Here is a 16,280-nt window from a genome sequence, read left to right on the forward strand (position 1 = left end):
AATGGCCAAGTCCATGTTGATCATCAGCCGCCAGGCACCGTGGAACGGCCCGTCCGCCCGCGAAGCGCTGGATATCGCCTTGGCCGGCGGCGCCTTCGACCTGCCGCTGGCGATGCTGTTCCTTGATGACGGCGTGTTCCAGTTGGCGCCCGGCCAGCAACCCGCCGCCGTGGAGCAGAAGAACCTCGCCGCCAACCTGCAGGCGCTGCCGATGTTCGGCGTCGAAGAGCTGTTTGCCTGCCAGCACAGCCTGGCGCGCCGCGGCCTGGCCGCCGATGGCCTGGAGCTGCCGGTGGAAGTGCTGGACGACACTGCCCTGCAAGCCCTGATTGCCCGTTTCGACCAAGTGGTGACGCTCTGATGCCAACCCTGCACGTGTTATCCCACTCCCCGTTCGGCGACGAGCGCCTGGACAGCTGCCTGCGCCTGTTGGGCGCTGACGACGGCGTGCTGCTGTGCGGCGATGCGGTCTATGCCCTGCGCGACGGCAGTGACACTCAACGCCAGCTGCAGGCTGCCAACCTGGCACAACGCCTGTTCGCCCTCGATGAAGACCTGCAAGCCCGTGGCATCAGCAGCGCGCTGGCCAAGTCCGTGGACTACCAGGCCTTCGTCGAGCTGTCGCTGCATTACGACAAGGTCAACAGCTGGCTATGAGTACGCTGAACGTTGGCGATCGCGCCATCGCCCTGGACAAGGACGGTTTCCTGGTCGACCTGCAAGACTGGTCGCACCCCGTCGCCGAGGCGCTGGCCGAGCGCGAAAGCATTGCCCTGACCGCCGACCACTGGGAAATCCTCGAGCTGCTGCGCCAGTTCTACGGCGAATACCAGCTGTCGCCGGCCACCCGCCCGCTGATCAAGTACACCGCGCTCAAGCTGGGCACGGAAAAGGGCAACAGCCCGCACCTCAACCGCCTGTTCAACGGCACCCCCGCCAAACTCGCCGCCAAGCTGGCGGGCCTGCCCAAGCCGACCAATTGCATATGACCGACCCCCGCCCGCTGACCCTGGAAACCCCGGCCGAACACCCGTTCGCCGAATTCGTGCGCATCCTTGGCAAAGGCAAACGCGGCGCCCGCGGCCTGACCCGCGAGGAAGCCCGCGCCGCCATGACCCTGCTGCTCGAAGGCAAGGTCGAAGACACCCAGCTGGGTGCCTTCCTGATGCTGCTGCGGCACAAGGAAGAAAGCGCCGAAGAGCTTGCTGGCTTCACCGAAGCCCTGCGTGCCCACCTGCAGGCGCCGCGTATCGCCGTGGACATCGACTGGCCGACCTACGCCGGCAAGAAGCGCCACCTGCCCTGGTACCTGCTGAGCGCCAAGTGCCTGGCCGCCAATGGCGTGCGCATCCTCATGCACGGCGGCGGCGCGCACACGGCCGGGCGCATGTACACCGAACAACTGTTGGCCCTGCTGGAGATTCCGCTGTGCCGCGACTGGACGTCGGTAAGCACGGCACTGGACGAGCAAGGCCTAGCCTTCGCCCCACTGCACGACTGGGCACCGCAGCTGCAACGGATGATCGACCTGCGCAACACCCTCGGCCTGCGTTCGCCCATCCACTCCCTGGCGCGGGTACTCAACCCGCTGGCCGCGCGCTGCGGCCTGCAGAGCATCTTCCACCCCGGTTACCAGGCGGTGCACCGCGAAGCCAGCCGCCTGCTCGGCGACCATGCCGTGGTAATCAAGGGCGATGGCGGCGAGATCGAGGTCAACCCCGATGTCATCAGCCACCTCTACGGCACCAGCGCAGGCGAAGCCTGGGACGAGGAATGGCCGGCGCTGAGCGAACGCCGCCATGTAAAACCACCGAGCTTGCAGCCTGAGCAGCTACTGGCGGTGTGGCGCGGCGAAGCCGAGGACAGCTACGGCGAAATGGCCGTGGTGGCGACCATGGCCCTGGCGCTGCGTGGCCTGGGCCAGGATCGCGAACTGGCTTTCGCCACTGCACGTGGTTACTGGGCCGCACGCAACCAATCGAATAAATAGATTATAAGGGTGCGGTCTTTGCGCTAGTTATTCGAACGATTTGCCCTAGACTGGGCTCCAACGACAAACAACTTTGTTTCCGAGGAGCTCACCATGGGCCTTTTGATCGACGGCCGCTGGCATGACCAGTGGTATGAAAACGGCAAGGACGGCACCTTCAAACGGGAAAACGCCCAGCGCCGCAATCAACTGCCCGCGCCAGAAGCCGGCCGTTATCACCTGTACGTTTCGCTGGCCTGCCCATGGGCCCACCGCACCCTGATCTTGCGCGCCCTCAAAGGCCTGGAGCCGCTGATCGACGTATCCGTGGTGAGCTGGCTGATGCAGGACCATGGCTGGACCTTCGACCAGCAGCAAGGCTCCACCGGCGACCACCTCGATGCCCTGCAGTATCTGCACCAGCGCTACACCCAGGACGACCCGCACTACACCGGCCGCGTGACCGTGCCCGTGCTGTGGGACAAGCAAGAGAAGCGCATCGTCAACAACGAGTCGTCGGAGATCATCCGCATCTTCAACAGCGCGTTCAACGAGCTGACCGGCAATACCCTGGACCTGTACCCGGAGCCACTGCGCCCGACCATCGAGGCGCTGAACGAACGCATCTACCCGGCAGTGAACAACGGCGTGTACCGCGCAGGCTTCGCCACCACGCAGGATGCCTACGAGGCGGCGTTCGACGAGGTATTCAACGAGCTGGATCACCTGGAAGCGCTGCTGGGCCGCAATCGCTACCTGGCTGGCGAGTACCTGACCGAGGCCGATGTGCGCCTGTTCACTACCCTGGTGCGTTTCGATGCGGTTTACCACGGGCACTTCAAGTGCAACCTGCGGCGGTTGAGCGACTACCACAACCTGTCCAACTGGCTGCGCGAACTGTACCAGTGGCCGGGGGTGGCTGGGACGGTGGATATGGAGCATATCCAGAAGCACTATTACATGAGCCACAAGACCATCAACCCGAACGGGATCGTGCCCAAGGGGCCGTTGCAGGACTTCAACCAGCCCCATGATCGGGAGCGGTTGGTGGGGAAAGGGATTTACCAGGGTTGAGATCGCTGGGGCTGCGTTGCAGCCCTTTCGCGACACAAGGCCGCTCCCACAAGTATCGCGCAAGCCTCAGGCATTGCGCTGCTCTTGTGGGAGCGGCCTTGTGTCGCGAAAGGGCCGCAAAGCGGCCCCAACGATTTCAGCTGTTCTGCGAACCTTCGAACCAGGCCAGCTTGTCGCGCAACTGCACCACTTCCCCGACAATCACCAGGGTCGGCGCATGCACTTCATGCCGAGCCACCAGCTCCGGCAAGTCTGCCAGGGTCCCGGTGAACACCCGCTGATTACGCGTAGTGCCCTGCTGCACCAGTGCCGCCGGCGTACTCGCCGCCCGCCCATGGCGAATCAGCTCGGCACAGATGGTCGGCAACCCCACCAGCCCCATGTAGAACACCAGGGTCTGAGCCGGCGCCACCAGGTCATCCCACGGCAGGTTGCTGGTGCCATCCTTGAGGTGGCCGGTGACGAAACGCACCGACTGGGCATAGTCACGGTGAGTCAGCGGAATGCCGCCATAGGCGGAGCAACCACTGGCCGCGGTAATCCCCGGTACCACCTGGAACGGAATGCCGTGCTCGGCCAGCTCCTCGATCTCTTCGCCACCGCGGCCGAAGATGAACGGGTCGCCGCCCTTGAGGCGCAACACACGCTTGCCCTGCTGGGCGAGGTCGACCAGCAGGCGGTTGATCTGGTCCTGCGGCACGGCATGGTCGGCGCGGCGCTTGCCAACGTAGATCCGCTCGGCATCACGCCGGCACATCTCGATGATGGCGGGTGCCACCAGGCGGTCGTACAGCACCACGTCAGCCTGCTGCATCAGGCGCAAGGCACGGAAGGTCAGCAAGTCCGGATCGCCCGGCCCTGCCCCCACCAGATACACCTCACCGCCCTGCTGCACTGGCGCACCGTCGACCATCGCCTGCAACAGGCGCTCGGCCTCGGCGCCCTGCCCAGCCAGCTGGCGCTCGGCAATCGGGCCCTGGAACATGGTTTCCCAAAAGCCACGGCGCTGATTGACGTCCGGGTACAAGGATTTGACCTTGTGCCGGAACCGCGCAGCCAGCCCGGCCAGTTCACCATAGGCCGACGGAATCCAGGCCTCCAGCTTGGCGCGGATCAACCGCGCCAGCACCGGGGCGTCGCCGCCACTGGATACCGCGATCACCAATGGCGAACGGTCGACGATTGCCGGGAAGATCACCGTGCACAGGGCCGGCGCATCCACCACGTTGACCGGCAGGCTCAGCGCCTGGGCATCGGCCGACACCTGGGCGTTGAGCCCAGGGTCGTCGGTGGCCGCGATGACCAGCCGGCAGCCGACCAGGTCGGCCGCCTGATAGCCACGCACCAGCACCTCACCGCCACCTTCCCGGGCCAACGCGGCCAGCTGGCCGTCGACATCCGGCGCCACCACGCGCAGCGCGGCGCCGGCATCAGCCAGGAGGCGCGCCTTGCGCAGGGCTATCTCACCGCCGCCAACGACCAGAACCCGGCCGCCCTGCAGCTTGTGGAACAGCGGCAGGTAATCCATTTAGCGGATGACCTCGACGCCGCCCATGTACGGCTTCAGCACATCCGGTACGCGGATCGAACCGTCGGCCTGCTGGTAGTTTTCCAGCACGGCCACCAGGGTACGGCCTACGGCCAGGCCAGAACCGTTGAGGGTGTGCACCAGCTCAGGCTTGCCGGTTTCCGGGTTGCGCCAGCGGGCCTGCATGCGGCGCGCCTGGAAGTCACCACAGTTGGAGCAGGAGCTGATTTCGCGGTACTTGTCCTGGCTCGGCACCCACACTTCCAGGTCGTAGGTCTTCACGGCGCCGAAGCCCATGTCGCCGGTGCACAGGGCCAGTACGCGGTATGGCAGCTCCAGCAGCTGCAGCACGCGCTCGGCGTTGGCGGTCAGGCCTTCCAGGGCTTCCATCGACTTGGACGGCTCGACCACCTGGACCATCTCGACCTTGTCGAACTGGTGCTGACGGATCATGCCACGGGTGTCACGGCCGGACGCACCAGCTTCGCTGCGGAAGCAAGGAGTGTGGGCGACCAGTTTCAGCGGCAGCTGCTTGGCGTCGAGGATCTGGTCGGCGACCAGGTTGGTCAGCGACACTTCGGCCGTCGGGATCAGGTAGAAGTCGGCTTCGCCTTCACGGGTGATCTTGAACAGGTCTTCTTCGAACTTCGGCAACTGGCCGGTGCCCTGCAGGGCTGGGGCCTGAACCAGGTAAGGGGTGTAGTGCTCCTCGTAGCCGTGCTCGCCGGTGTGCAGGTTGATCATGAACTGCGCCAGGGCGCGGTGCAGGCGGGCGATCGGCCCACGCAGCACGGCAAAGCGCGCGCCGGACAGCTTGGCCGCGGCTTCGAAGTCCAGGCCACCGCTCACTTCGCCCAGGGCGACATGGTCCTTGATCTCGAAATCGAAGGCGGTTGGCGTGCCCCAGCGGCGCACTTCGACGTTGTCGTCTTCGCTGGCACCGACTGGTACGCTGGCGTCCGGCAGGTTGGGAATGGTCAGCAGGATGCCGTCCAGTTCGGCCTGGATACCGTCCAGTTCAACCTTGCCGGCAGCCAGTTCATTGGCCATGCGCTCGACGTCAGCCATCAGCGGGGCGATGTCCTCGCCCTTGGCCTTGGCCTGGCCGATCGACTTGGAACGGGCGTTACGCTCGGCCTGCAGCTGCTCGGTGCGGGTCTGCACCGCCTTGCGGCGCTCTTCCAGTGATTCGATGCGCGCGACATCCAGGCTGAAGCCACGGGAGGCCAGGCGATCCGCCACTTCCTGAAGTTGGCCGCGTAACAGTTTGGAATCGAGCATATCGTTCTCTCGTTATAGGTAGGTGTTGGTTCAGAATCGGGTCAGGGACAGGCCGGCCCAGGTGGCCAGGAGCCCGCCCACCACGCTGATACTGGTATAGCCCAAGGCGAGGGGCACTTGCCCACTTTCGATCAGGCGCACGGTGTCGAGCGAGAAAGAGGAAAAGGTCGTCAGGCCGCCAAGGAAGCCGACAATCAGGCCGGCACGCAGTTCGACCGGCGCCAGCGGCTTGTGCAGAAACAGGCCATAAAGCAGGCCGATCAGCAGGCAGCCGACCAGGTTGACCGCCAGCGTACCGAGATAGAAATGCCGTGGCCAGTGGGCGGAGACCCAGTTGGCGGTGGCGAAGCGCAACAAGGTACCGGCAATACCACCCGCGCTTACGGCGGCAATCAGTGCAATCACGGTTTTCTCCGTTGACGGGGGCTATTGCGGTCGAGGTCGGCCAGGTGGCGCAGCTTCTCGCCAATCTTCAGCTCCAGGCCTCGCGGTACGGGCTGGTAGTACTGGCGCGGCTCGAGCTCTTCAGGGAAGTAATCTTCACCGGCGGCATAGGCATCGGGTTCGTCGTGGGCGTAGCGGTATTCTTCGCCGTAGCCGAGTTGCTTCATCAGCTTGGTCGGGGCATTGCGCAGGTGCAGCGGCACTTCCAGCGAGCCATGTTCGGCGGCCTCGCGCAACGCGGTCTTGAAGCCCACGTACACCGCATTGCTTTTCGGCGCACAGGCGATGTAGGTGATGGCTTGGGCCACTGCCAGCTCGCCTTCCGGGCTGCCCAGGCGCTCCTGCACGTCCCAGGCAGCCAGGCACAGGCTCAGGGCGCGCGGGTCGGCATTGCCGATGTCTTCGCTGGCCATGCGCACCACGCGGCGGGCGATGTACAGCGGGTCGCAGCCGCCGTCGAGCATGCGTGCGAACCAGTACAGGGCGCCATCGGGATTGGAGCCGCGCACCGACTTGTGCAGCGCGGAGATCTGGTCGTAGAACGCCTCGCCACCCTTGTCGAAGCGCCGACGGCTGTCGCCGAGCAGGCTCTGCAGCATCTCGACGTCGATCTCGCTGCCATCTTCGGCAAGGTCCGATGCATTCTCGAGGAAATTGAGCATCCGCCGGCCATCGCCATCAGCGGCGGCCATGAGCATCTTGAAGGCGTCGTCACCCACACGCAGGTTGCGCTTGCCCAAGCCCCGCTCCTCGGTCAGCGCACGGTTGACCAACTTGCGCAGCGCCGCTTCGTCCAGGCTCTTGAGCACATACACCCGCGCCCGCGACAGCAAGGCGTTGTTCAGCTCGAACGACGGGTTCTCGGTGGTGGCACCGATGAACAGCAGCGTGCCGTCCTCCACGTAGGGCAGGAAGGCATCCTGCTGGGACTTGTTGAAGCGGTGCACTTCGTCGACGAACAGGATGGTGCGCCGGCCATACTGGCCGGCCTGCTGCTTGGCCACTTCAACGGCCTGGCGGATCTCCTTGACCCCGGCCAATACCGCCGACACTGTTTCGAAATGCGCATCGCAGAACTGCGCCAGCAGCCGTGCCAGGGTGGTCTTGCCCACCCCGGGCGGGCCCCAGAAGATCATCGAGTGCAGCGCACCCTGCTCCAGCGCCTCGCGCAACGGTTTGCCGCGCGCCAGCAGGTGCTCCTGGCCGACGTATTCGTCCAGGTTGGACGGGCGCAGGCGGGCTGCCAGAGGCTGGGCGACGGGTTCGCTTCGAAACAGGTCCATGGCGAGCTCTGCTTACTCCTTGATGACGTCGGCGCCTTTGGGGATGTCGAACCTGAACTGGCTGTCCGGCACCGCCTGGTTGGCCTTGACGCCATTGAACAGGATGTTGGTGCGCTGGCCGACACTGTCGATCAGCTGCATGTCATTGATCAGGCCCTTGCGGAACGACACACGCAGCGAGTCGAACAAGGTGTCCTTGGTCTTCGGCTTGAGGGTGAAGTCCATCACGTCGCCCTGCTGCTTGGAGGTGATGTCGAAGCTCTGGCTGATCTTCGACACGTCACCGGACAGCAGCAGTGCCGGGGTCTGGTTCAGGCGCTGGTCGAGCTTCTTGATGGTCGCCTGTTCCAGGTCCGGGTCCCACAGGGTGACGTTCTTGCCGTCGGACACTACTACCTGCTCCTGCGGCGCATTGGTGTGCCAGTAGAACAGGCCCGGGCGCTTCACGGTCATCTTGCCGGATGTTTCCTGCAGGCTGGTGCCGCCGGCGTCCAGGGTCAACTGGGAGAAGTTGGCCTCGATGGTCTGGGATTTTTCCAGCAGCTGGGTCAGGCGTTGTACGTCTTGCTCACCGGCATAAGCAGTAACCGAGTCCAGGGTCAGGGCAGAAACCAACAGCATGCGAATCGCGCGCATGGGAATCCTCATTGAGCATTGAAAAGGCCGGGCGCCACCGTTGGCACCCGGCAAGGTGTTCATCAGTCGCGCGGGCCGCCCGGGGCAATCACTTCCCGCGAGCCGTTGCTGTTCATCGGGGTGACCACGCCGGCCATCTCCATCGACTCGATCATCCGCGCAGCGCGGTTGTAGCCGATCTTCAGCTTGCGCTGCACCGCCGAGATGGAAGCGCGGCGGCTTTCCAGCACGAACTGCACGGCCTCATCATACAGGGCATCGGTTTCGGCATCGTCACCGTCGCCACCGCCGCCGCCGCCGTCGAAGCCGCTGCCGGCCTCTTCGACGCCATTGAGGATGTCGTCGTTGTAGTCCGGCGCGCCACGCAGCTTCCACGCCTCGACCGTGCGGTGCACTTCATCGTCCGAGACGAATGCACCGTGGACACGGATCGGCAGGCTGGTGCCAGGCGGCATGTACAGCATGTCACCGTGGCCGAGCAGCTGTTCGGCGCCGCCCTGGTCGATGATGGTGCGCGAGTCGATCTTGCTCGATACCTGGAACGCCATGCGGGTCGGGATGTTGGCCTTGATCAGGCCGGTGATCACGTCCACCGACGGGCGCTGGGTGGCGAGGATCAGGTGGATACCGGCCGCTCGCGCCTTCTGGGCGATACGGGCGATCAGCTCTTCGACCTTCTTGCCGACGATCATCATCATGTCGGCGAATTCGTCGACCACCACGACGATGGTCGGCAGGGTCTTCAGCGCTGGCGGCTCGTCGTCCATGCTCTCGCGGCGGTACAGCGGGTCATGGATGATCTCGCCGGCTTCCTGGGCGTCCTTGATCTTGCGGTTGAAGCCGGCCAGATTACGCACGCCCATGGCCGCCATCAGCTTGTAGCGCCGCTCCATCTCGGCCACGCTCCAGCGCAGGGCGTTGGCAGCGTCCTTCATGTCGGTGACCACCGGGCACAGCAGGTGCGGAATGCCCTCGTAGATCGACAGTTCGAGCATTTTCGGGTCGATCATGATCAGCCGCGCGTCTTCCGGGCTGGACTTGAACAGGATCGACAGGATCATCGCGTTGACACCCACCGACTTACCGGAACCGGTGGTACCGGCCACCAGCAGGTGCGGCATCTTGGCCAGGTCGGTAATCACCGGCTTGCCGCCGATGTCGTGGCCCAGGGCCAGGGTGACCGGCGATTTCTGCTCGTCGTACTGCGGTGTCGCGAGCACTTCCGAGAAGCGCACCATCTGCCGGTTTTCGTTAGGGATCTCGATACCCACGGTGGTCTTGCCGGGGATCACTTCGACCACCCGCACACTGGTCACCGCCAGCGATCGCGCCAGGTCCTTGGCCAGGTTGGCGATGCGGCTGACCTTGACGCCGGCAGCCGGCTGGATTTCGTAACGGGTAATCACCGGGCCCGGGTGGATGGAGTCCACCGAGACTTCCACGCCGAATTCCTTGAGCTTGATTTCCAGCAACTGACCGACACCGGCCAGGGACTCTGGCGAGTACTCGATCTTCTTCTGCTCGGCCGGGTCGAGGATGGAAATCGACGGCAAGGTACCTTCCACGGCGCTGTCGACGAACAGCGGCGCCTGTTTCTCCTTCATCACCCGCTTGCTCGGCTCTGGCGCCCTGGCCGCGGCCGGTGGCACGATGGTCGGGGCCGCTGCTGGCGGCTGCTCGCGCGGCACCACGGGTTCACGCGGCACGCCAGGCTCGCGGGCGAGTGTCGGTTCACTGCGCACGGCAGGTTCACGGGCCAAGGTCGGTTCGCGGGGTTCAACGGGCTGGGCTGGTGCTTCCTCACGCTTGAAAATGCGCTCGCGCAGCGCCGGCTTGGCCGGCTCGCGCTTCTCGCTGGCCTTCGGCGCCAGGTCAAACACAGGGTCATCGACTTCACGCAGCTGCGCTTCCAGGCGCTTGCGCTCGTTGCGCGCCTCCCACCAGCGGCTGGCCGCGCCCTGCACCAGCTCGAACAGGTCGAGGGTGATCTTGCCGGTCATGTCCATGACCTTGAACCACGACAGGTCGGTGAACACGGTCAGGCCGAACAGGAACAGGGCTATGAACATCAGCGTGCTGCCCTGCACGTTCAGCAGGTTGCGCGCCAGGTCGCCGAGGCTTTCGCCCAGCGCACCGCCCGCGGAAAACGGCAGGCTCGCCGGCGGGTGGAAATGGATATGCGCCAGGGCCGCGCCCGACAGCACCAGGAACACCAGGCCGATCAGCCGCCAGGAGAACAGCCAGCCGCTCCATTGCCACGGCTGATGGCGCTCGCGGAAGATCTGCCAGGTCTTGATCGCCAGCAGCAGCGGGAAGATGTAGGCGAAATAGCCCAGCACCATGAACAGGATGTCGGCGAAGTACGCACCGGCACGCCCGGCGGCATTCTGCACCTGGTCGATGTTGCTGGTGTGGCTGAAGCCCGGGTCCGACGTGTCGTAGGTCAGCAGTGCCATCCACAGGTACAGGCACAGGGCGCCGACAGCGATCAACGCACCTTCCTTGAGGCGGTAATGCAGCTGCTGGCGCCACAGGGGCACGGGCAAGGGAGCTGGAGTTGCGGTGGATTTCTTCAAAACGCGTCTATTCCTGCGCGTGCTGCGCGTCCAGTAGTGATCGGCCGGTGTCTGGCCAATGAACCACTACTTTTAACATTACTGCCCGCCAGCCGCCATGACGGCACGCCGTATGGCTCTCGCGTGGGGGCGACTTTCGTATAGGTGCAATTTGAGCATGCATTTTCTTTTGTGACAAAGGCTTATGCTGTGTTTTTGCACAGGTGTGACAGCAAATGTAGCGGATGGTGCCTATGCTTTCATGAATGTGTAGGAAATTGCCTATTCTGCTGCCCGTCAATGACTCTTGACCCTGCCAGCATTGACCCCGCAAGCCCTGCGCGCCATGCTGCCCTCTCCCCTCCCCCACCGCACGATAGACCATGCTCACCTGGCTAACCCGCGACTCGCTGACCTTCCCGCCCCTGGAAAAGGCCCTGCACGACCCCAACGGCCTGCTCGCCGCTGGGGGCGACCTGAGCCCCGAGCGCCTGGAGCACGCCTACCGGCATGGCTGCTTCCCCTGGTACCAGGACGGCCAGCCGATCCTCTGGTGGTCACCCGACCCGCGCACGGTGCTGTTCCCGGACGAACTGCACGTCTCGCGCTCGCTGGCCAAGCTGATGCGCCAGGGCCGCTACCAGGTCAGCTTCGACACCGACTTCCCGGCGGTGATTGCAGCCTGCGCGGCACCACGCGACTACGCCGACGGCACCTGGATCACCGACACCATGCGCAATGCCTACTGCGAGCTGCACCGACGCGGCATCGCCCACTCGGTGGAAGTACGCGAGGGCGGCGAGCTGGTCGGCGGCCTGTATGGCCTGGCCATCGGCCAGCTGTTCTTCGGCGAATCGATGTTCAGCCGCGCCGACAATGCCTCCAAGGTCGGTTTCGTGACGCTGGTCGAACATTTGCGCCAGGCCGGCTTCGTGCTGATCGACTGCCAGATGCCGACCAACCACCTGCACAGCCTTGGCGCCCGCGCCATCAGCCGCGCCCGCTTCACCGACTACCTGGCACGCCACCTCGACCAGCCCAACAGCGCCACCTGGGTTTGCTAGGCGAGTTCTGCCAGCTGGCTTACACTTAAAGCAAAGTCTCACCGAGGGGGTTGATCATGACAGAGTTGGCGCGGTTGAAGTTCTATGCCACTCAACCCCACTCCTGCAGCTACCTGCCCGACGAACAGGCCACCACGCTGTTCCTCGACCCCAGCCAGCCGATGGACGTGCATGTGTATGCCGACCTGTCGGAAATGGGCTTTCGCCGCAGCGGCGACCACCTGTACCGCCCGCACTGCCAGAACTGCAATGCCTGCGTACCGGCGCGCATCCCCGCCGCGCGTTTCATCCCCAACCGCCAGCAGCGGCGCATCCTCAAGCGCAACGCCGACCTGACCGTGACGGCCGCCCGCCCTGCGTTCAAGGAAGAATATTTCGACCTGTACCGGCGCTACATCGAAACCCGCCACGCCGATGGCGACATGTACCCGCCGAGCCGCGACCAGTTTTCCACCTTCCTGGTCCGCGACCTGCCGTTCTGCTGGTTCTACGAGTTCCGCCTGAAGGGCCGCCTACTGGCAGTCGCCGTCTGCGACCTGCTGCCCAACGGCCTGTCGGCGGTGTACACCTTCTACGAGCCTGACGAAGAACGCCGCAGCCTCGGGCGCTTTGCCATCCTCTGGCAGATCACCGAAGCCCTGCGCCAGGACCTGGAGGCGGTGTACCTGGGTTACTGGATCAAGAACTGCAAGAAAATGAACTACAAGACGCAGTATCGGCCTATCGAGTTGTTGATAAACCAGCGCTGGGTCACCCTCAACTGAAAGCATTGGCTTGACACACAGTTTTCGGGCATAATCCACGCCACTTTTTTGCCCGGTGCGGTTATGCGTCGGGCCAACACTGGATCCGAGGGCTCTACTGCATGTCGAAAGAAGACAGCTTCGAAATGGAAGGTACTGTCGTCGACACCCTGCCCAACACCATGTTCCGCGTGGAGTTGGAAAACGGGCACGTCGTAACCGCGCACATCTCCGGAAAGATGCGCAAGAACTACATCCGTATTCTCACTGGCGACAAGGTCCGCGTCGAACTGACGCCATACGACCTGAGCAAGGGCCGCATCACTTACCGTGCGCGCTAAGCTCTAGCCATGAAAAAGCCCGGCCATGTGCCGGGCTTTTTTGTGCCTGTCAGATTGTAGGGGGCTGCTTTGCAGCCCTTTCGCGACACAAGGCCGCTCCTACAGGGGGTACGCATTTCCCTGCAGGAGCGGCCTTGTGTCCCGAAAGGGCCGCAAAGCGGCCCCACTGTCACGCAACCTCAGCCGTGGTCTCGAAGTCGAACACCAGTTCGCCATCGCGGAGGTCGACGTGCACCACGCCACCGTGCTCGGCCAGTTCGCCAAACAGGATCTCCTCGGCCAGCGGCCGCTTGATCTTGTCCTGGATAAGCCGCGCCATCGGCCGTGCGCCCATCTGCACGTCGTAGCCGGAAACCGCCAGCCAGCCGCGAGCGGCATCACTGACTTCCAGCAGCACACGCTTGTCTTCCAGCTGCGCCTGAAGCTCGATGAGGAACTTGTCGACGATGCTCTTGATCGTCTCGGTGCTCAGGCGGCCAAACTGGATGATGGTGTCCAGACGGTTGCGGAACTCCGGCGTGAAGCTCTTGCGGATGACTTCCATGGCATCGGACGCGTGGTCCTGATGGGTGAAGCCGATCGAGGCCCGCGCGGCCGTTTCGGCACCGGCGTTGGTGGTCATGATCAGGATCACGTTACGGAAGTCGGCCTTGCGCCCGTTGTTGTCGGTCAGGGTGCCGTGGTCCATCACCTGCAGCAGCAGGTTGAAGACTTCCGGGTGGGCCTTCTCGATTTCGTCGAGCAGCAGCACGCAGTGCGGTTGCTTGGTGATGGCCTCGGTCAGCAGACCGCCCTGGTCGAAGCCAACGTAGCCAGGCGGCGCACCGATCAGGCGCGACACGGTGTGGCGCTCCATGTACTCGGACATGTCGAAGCGCACCAGTTCGACGCCCAACGCCTTGGCCAGCTGCCGCGCTGCTTCGGTCTTGCCCACACCGGTCGGGCCGGCGAACAGGAACGAACCGACCGGCTTGTCCGGCGACTTGAGGCCGGCCCGGGACAGCTTGATGGCGGTGGCCAGCGAGTCGATGGCCTGATCCTGGCCGAACACGGTCAGCTTCAGGTCGCGCTCGAGGTTACGCAGCAGCTCCTTGTCGGAACTGGTGACGTGCTTCGGCGGAATCCGCGCAATCTTGGCGACAATGTCCTCGACCTGCGGCACATCGATGCGCTTGACACGATTGGCCTCGGGCTGCAGGCGCTGATAGGCACCCGCCTCGTCGATCACGTCGATGGCCTTGTCCGGCATGTGCCGGTCATTGATGTAGCGCGAGGCCAGTTCGGCGGCGGCGCGCAGGGCCTCGTCGCTGTACTCGATGTTGTGGTGGCTCTCGAAGCGGCCTTTCAGCCCGCGCAGGATACCGACGGTGTCTTCCACCGATGGCTCGCTGACATCGACCTTCTGGAAGCGCCGCGCCAGGGCACGGTCCTTCTCGAAGATGCCGCGGAATTCCTGGAAGGTGGTTGAACCGATGCAACGAATCTCGCCTGACGACAGCAGCGGCTTGAGCAGGTTGGACGCATCCATCACCCCACCCGACGCCGCGCCGGCACCGATGATGGTGTGGATCTCGTCGATGAACAGAATCGCTTGCGGGCGCTTCTTCAGCTCACCGAGCAGCGCCTTGAAGCGCTTTTCGAAATCACCGCGGTACTTGGTACCGGCCAGCAGTGCACCGAGGTCCAGCGAATAGACCACGCTCTGCGCCAGCAGGTCAGGCACCTGGCCGTCGACGATACGCTTGGCCAGGCCTTCGGCGATCGCGGTCTTGCCGACGCCGGCCTCACCGACCAGCAGCGGGTTGTTCTTGCGCCGGCGGGCCAGAATCTGCGCCACGCGTTCGACTTCCTGCTCGCGCCCCACCAGCGGGTCGATACGGCCGGCACGGGCCAGCTCGTTCAGGTTGCTGGCGTAGGCGTCCAGTGGGTTGCTCGAAGAGGAGGTTTCGCCACCTTCTTCGTCCTGCATTTCCTGGTCGCTTTCGGAATGCGAACCATGGCCCGGCACCTTAGAGATGCCGTGGGCGATGTAGTTGACCACGTCGATACGGGCCACGCTCTGCTGCTTGAGCAGGAACACAGCCTGGCTTTCCTGTTCGCTGAAGATCGCCACCAGCACATTGGCGCCGGTAACTTCGCGCTTGCCGGAGCTCTGCACATGGAACACGGCACGTTGCAGCACACGCTGGAAGCCCAGGGTCGGCTGGGTTTCGCGGTCTTCGTCGTTGACGGGGATCAGGGGTGTAGTGGAGTCGATGAACTCTTGCAGGTCGTGCTTGAGTTTGTCGAGATTGGCGCCACAGGCGCGCAGAACGGTCGCAGCAGCCTCATTGTCAAGGAGTGCCAGCAGCAGATGTTCGACGGTCATGAATTCATGACGTTTCGAACGAGCCTCCTTGAAGGCAAGATTGAGGGTGACTTCGAGCTCGCGGTTTAACATAGCTTCACCTCATACCCAAGTGGTCGGCGATTAACCGTCCTTCTCGATTTCACAGAGTAGCGGATGCTGGCTTTCCCTGGCGTATTGGTTGACCTGCATGGCCTTTGTTTCGGCGATGTCACGGGTAAACAATCCGCACACTGCCCGCCCCTCGGTATGGACGGTCAGCATGATCTTGGTCGCCAGCTCGCGGTTCAGACTGAAGAACGTTTCGAGCACTTCGACGACGAAATCCATCGGCGTGTAGTCATCGTTGAACAAAACCACCTTGTACATCGGTGGTGCCTGCAGGATCGGCTTGGCTTCCTGAACGGCAAGACCTGAGCCGTCGTCCTCGTTCGTTTGCGGGCGATCCTGATTGAATGTTAGTCGAATCTCACTGGGTGCATGCATGGAAAGAATTTCATCATGAGCGTCAGGTTAAGGTTGTGGGTTGACTGCAATTGCGGCCGCTGGCGCACGCGCCACCTGACCTTGACTATCGGCAAAACGGTGTTACAACCAATAAGAACCCACCGTGGTCGATAAAGATCCGCGCAGTCAACCAGATTTTTCGCATGGTTCGTATGCGGATGAAGTGGATGATACTCCAGTGATGGAGTCCTTTGCAGAGGGACATAGGGATGGCAAGCGGTAAAGTCAAGTGGTTCAACAATGCCAAGGGCTACGGATTCGTCAATGAGGAGGGTAAAACCGAGGATCTGTTCGCGCATTATTCAGCGGTGCAGATGGACGGATACAAGACGCTCAAGGCCGGCCAGTCCGTGGAATTCGACATCATCCAGGGCCCCAAAGGTCTGCATGCGGTCAATATCAAGGACACCGCAGCAGCCGCCGCAGCAGCCGCCAAAGCTGTAGGCCAGTCCGAGGGCGAGACCGTGCAAGCCTGACCACCCTGCTCTCTGCCGGTAAACGTAAGAAC

Annotated in this window: 17 protein-coding genes; 9 read left to right on the plus strand and 8 right to left on the minus strand. The window is 63.6% G+C overall.

The genetic code is table 11. From position 1 onward, the window contains the following. The first annotated feature begins 1 nt into the window (after position 1). The 5 genes from tusC (at position 2) to ACLEJU_RS04980 (ending at position 3,043) form a co-directional block, all read left to right on the plus strand. Positions 2–361 carry a sulfurtransferase complex subunit TusC gene (tusC, locus tag ACLEJU_RS04960; RefSeq protein ID WP_435422036.1) on the plus strand — a complete coding sequence of 120 codons (360 nt, stop codon included), beginning with the start codon at positions 2–4 and terminating at the stop codon, positions 359–361. Then, positions 361–657, plus strand: coding sequence for a sulfurtransferase complex subunit TusB (gene tusB / locus ACLEJU_RS04965; RefSeq protein WP_435422037.1), 297 nt, complete (start codon positions 361–363; stop codon positions 655–657). The genes tusC and tusB overlap by 1 nt, the downstream gene beginning before the upstream one ends. Beyond that, positions 654–989, plus strand: a complete 336-nt coding sequence (locus ACLEJU_RS04970) for a TusE/DsrC/DsvC family sulfur relay protein (protein WP_435422038.1) — start codon at positions 654–656, stop codon at positions 987–989. The genes tusB and ACLEJU_RS04970 overlap by 4 nt, the downstream gene beginning before the upstream one ends. Next, positions 986–1,990, plus strand: coding sequence for a glycosyl transferase family protein (locus ACLEJU_RS04975; RefSeq protein ID WP_435422039.1), 1,005 nt, complete (start codon positions 986–988; stop codon positions 1,988–1,990). Before ACLEJU_RS04970 ends, ACLEJU_RS04975 begins: the two co-directional genes overlap by 4 nt. A gap of 93 nt (positions 1,991–2,083) precedes the next feature. After that, the gene (locus ACLEJU_RS04980; protein ID WP_435422040.1) at positions 2,084–3,043 is read left to right on the plus strand and encodes a glutathione S-transferase family protein; all 960 of its coding nucleotides are present in this window, start codon (positions 2,084–2,086) and stop codon (positions 3,041–3,043) included. Between the two features lie 136 nt (positions 3,044–3,179). Here the strand turns inward: ACLEJU_RS04980 and cysG are convergent, their stop codons facing one another. The 6 genes from cysG to ACLEJU_RS05010 all read right to left on the minus strand — a co-directional run bounded on the left by cysG (position 3,180) and on the right by ACLEJU_RS05010 (position 10,851). Further along, the gene (gene cysG / locus ACLEJU_RS04985; protein WP_435422041.1) at positions 3,180–4,571 is read right to left on the minus strand and encodes a siroheme synthase CysG; all 1,392 of its coding nucleotides are present in this window, start codon (positions 4,569–4,571) and stop codon (positions 3,180–3,182) included. Then, positions 4,572–5,852: a serine--tRNA ligase gene (serS, locus tag ACLEJU_RS04990; RefSeq protein WP_152955994.1), complete on the minus strand. Its 1,281-nt coding sequence runs from the start codon at positions 5,850–5,852 to the stop codon at positions 4,572–4,574. 30 nt (positions 5,853–5,882) lie between these two features. Next, the gene (crcB, locus tag ACLEJU_RS04995; RefSeq protein ID WP_159409688.1) at positions 5,883–6,257 is read right to left on the minus strand and encodes a fluoride efflux transporter CrcB; all 375 of its coding nucleotides are present in this window, start codon (positions 6,255–6,257) and stop codon (positions 5,883–5,885) included. Beyond that, on the minus strand, positions 6,254–7,579 hold the full coding sequence (locus ACLEJU_RS05000) for a replication-associated recombination protein A (RefSeq protein WP_110631922.1): 1,326 nt from the start codon (positions 7,577–7,579) through the stop codon (positions 6,254–6,256). Before ACLEJU_RS05000 ends, crcB begins: the two co-directional genes overlap by 4 nt. 12 nt (positions 7,580–7,591) lie before the next feature. Continuing rightward, entirely contained in the window at positions 7,592–8,215 is a 624-nt protein-coding gene (lolA, locus tag ACLEJU_RS05005) for an outer membrane lipoprotein chaperone LolA (protein ID WP_435422042.1), read from the minus strand. Between the two features lie 62 nt (positions 8,216–8,277). Continuing rightward, positions 8,278–10,851 (minus strand): DNA translocase FtsK 4TM domain-containing protein, encoded by a 2,574-nt coding sequence (locus ACLEJU_RS05010; protein WP_435422062.1) that lies wholly within the window; start codon positions 10,849–10,851, stop codon positions 8,278–8,280. 302 nt (positions 10,852–11,153) lie between these two features. Here ACLEJU_RS05010 and aat point away from each other — a divergent pair, with 302 nt between their 5' ends. From aat to infA, 3 genes are all read left to right on the plus strand, one after another. Beyond that, positions 11,154–11,834, plus strand: a complete 681-nt coding sequence (gene aat, locus ACLEJU_RS05015) for a leucyl/phenylalanyl-tRNA--protein transferase (RefSeq protein ID WP_435422043.1) — start codon at positions 11,154–11,156, stop codon at positions 11,832–11,834. A gap of 56 nt (positions 11,835–11,890) precedes the next feature. Further along, positions 11,891–12,598 carry an arginyltransferase gene (locus ACLEJU_RS05020; protein ID WP_435422044.1) on the plus strand — a complete coding sequence of 236 codons (708 nt, stop codon included), beginning with the start codon at positions 11,891–11,893 and terminating at the stop codon, positions 12,596–12,598. Between the two features lie 101 nt (positions 12,599–12,699). Further along, positions 12,700–12,918 (plus strand): translation initiation factor IF-1, encoded by a 219-nt coding sequence (gene infA, locus ACLEJU_RS05025; RefSeq protein WP_002553999.1) that lies wholly within the window; start codon positions 12,700–12,702, stop codon positions 12,916–12,918. Between the two features lie 169 nt (positions 12,919–13,087). On the opposite strand, the gene clpA is transcribed toward infA, so the two are convergent. Both clpA and clpS read right to left on the minus strand, forming a co-directional pair. After that, on the minus strand, positions 13,088–15,358 hold the full coding sequence (clpA, locus tag ACLEJU_RS05030) for an ATP-dependent Clp protease ATP-binding subunit ClpA (RefSeq protein ID WP_152955990.1): 2,271 nt from the start codon (positions 15,356–15,358) through the stop codon (positions 13,088–13,090). A gap of 30 nt (positions 15,359–15,388) precedes the next feature. Beyond that, on the minus strand, positions 15,389–15,751 hold the full coding sequence (gene clpS, locus ACLEJU_RS05035) for an ATP-dependent Clp protease adapter ClpS (protein WP_016488124.1): 363 nt from the start codon (positions 15,749–15,751) through the stop codon (positions 15,389–15,391). A gap of 230 nt (positions 15,752–15,981) precedes the next feature. Between clpS and cspD the strand changes: the two genes are divergently transcribed. Next, positions 15,982–16,248 carry a cold shock domain-containing protein CspD gene (cspD, locus tag ACLEJU_RS05040; protein WP_435422045.1) on the plus strand — a complete coding sequence of 89 codons (267 nt, stop codon included), beginning with the start codon at positions 15,982–15,984 and terminating at the stop codon, positions 16,246–16,248. Positions 16,249–16,280 lie beyond the last annotated feature (32 nt).

Origin of the sequence: Pseudomonas sp. SMN11, assembly GCF_052041945.1 — a bacterium.
In the GTDB taxonomy this organism is placed as follows: domain Bacteria; phylum Pseudomonadota; class Gammaproteobacteria; order Pseudomonadales; family Pseudomonadaceae; genus Aquipseudomonas.

Excerpts from the sequence above, each read along its gene's own strand:
- tusC (WP_435422036.1), top strand. The coding sequence starts at position 2 with ATGGCCAAGTCCATGTTGATCATCAGCCGCCAGGCACCGTGGAACGGC.
- tusB (WP_435422037.1), top strand. The coding sequence starts at position 361 with ATGCCAACCCTGCACGTGTTATCCCACTCCCCGTTCGGCGACGAGCGC.
- ACLEJU_RS04970 (WP_435422038.1), top strand. The coding sequence starts at position 654 with ATGAGTACGCTGAACGTTGGCGATCGCGCCATCGCCCTGGACAAGGAC.
- ACLEJU_RS04975 (WP_435422039.1), top strand. The coding sequence starts at position 986 with ATGACCGACCCCCGCCCGCTGACCCTGGAAACCCCGGCCGAACACCCG.
- ACLEJU_RS04980 (WP_435422040.1), top strand. The coding sequence starts at position 2,084 with ATGGGCCTTTTGATCGACGGCCGCTGGCATGACCAGTGGTATGAAAAC.
- cysG (WP_435422041.1), bottom strand. The coding sequence starts at position 4,571 with ATGGATTACCTGCCGCTGTTCCACAAGCTGCAGGGCGGCCGGGTTCTG.
- serS (WP_152955994.1), bottom strand. The coding sequence starts at position 5,852 with ATGCTCGATTCCAAACTGTTACGCGGCCAACTTCAGGAAGTGGCGGAT.
- ACLEJU_RS05000 (WP_110631922.1), bottom strand. The coding sequence starts at position 7,579 with ATGGACCTGTTTCGAAGCGAACCCGTCGCCCAGCCTCTGGCAGCCCGC.
- lolA (WP_435422042.1), bottom strand. The coding sequence starts at position 8,215 with ATGCGCGCGATTCGCATGCTGTTGGTTTCTGCCCTGACCCTGGACTCG.
- aat (WP_435422043.1), top strand. The coding sequence starts at position 11,154 with ATGCTCACCTGGCTAACCCGCGACTCGCTGACCTTCCCGCCCCTGGAA.
- ACLEJU_RS05020 (WP_435422044.1), top strand. The coding sequence starts at position 11,891 with ATGACAGAGTTGGCGCGGTTGAAGTTCTATGCCACTCAACCCCACTCC.
- infA (WP_002553999.1), top strand. The coding sequence starts at position 12,700 with ATGTCGAAAGAAGACAGCTTCGAAATGGAAGGTACTGTCGTCGACACC.
- clpA (WP_152955990.1), bottom strand. The coding sequence starts at position 15,358 with ATGTTAAACCGCGAGCTCGAAGTCACCCTCAATCTTGCCTTCAAGGAG.
- clpS (WP_016488124.1), bottom strand. The coding sequence starts at position 15,751 with ATGCATGCACCCAGTGAGATTCGACTAACATTCAATCAGGATCGCCCG.
- cspD (WP_435422045.1), top strand. The coding sequence starts at position 15,982 with ATGGCAAGCGGTAAAGTCAAGTGGTTCAACAATGCCAAGGGCTACGGA.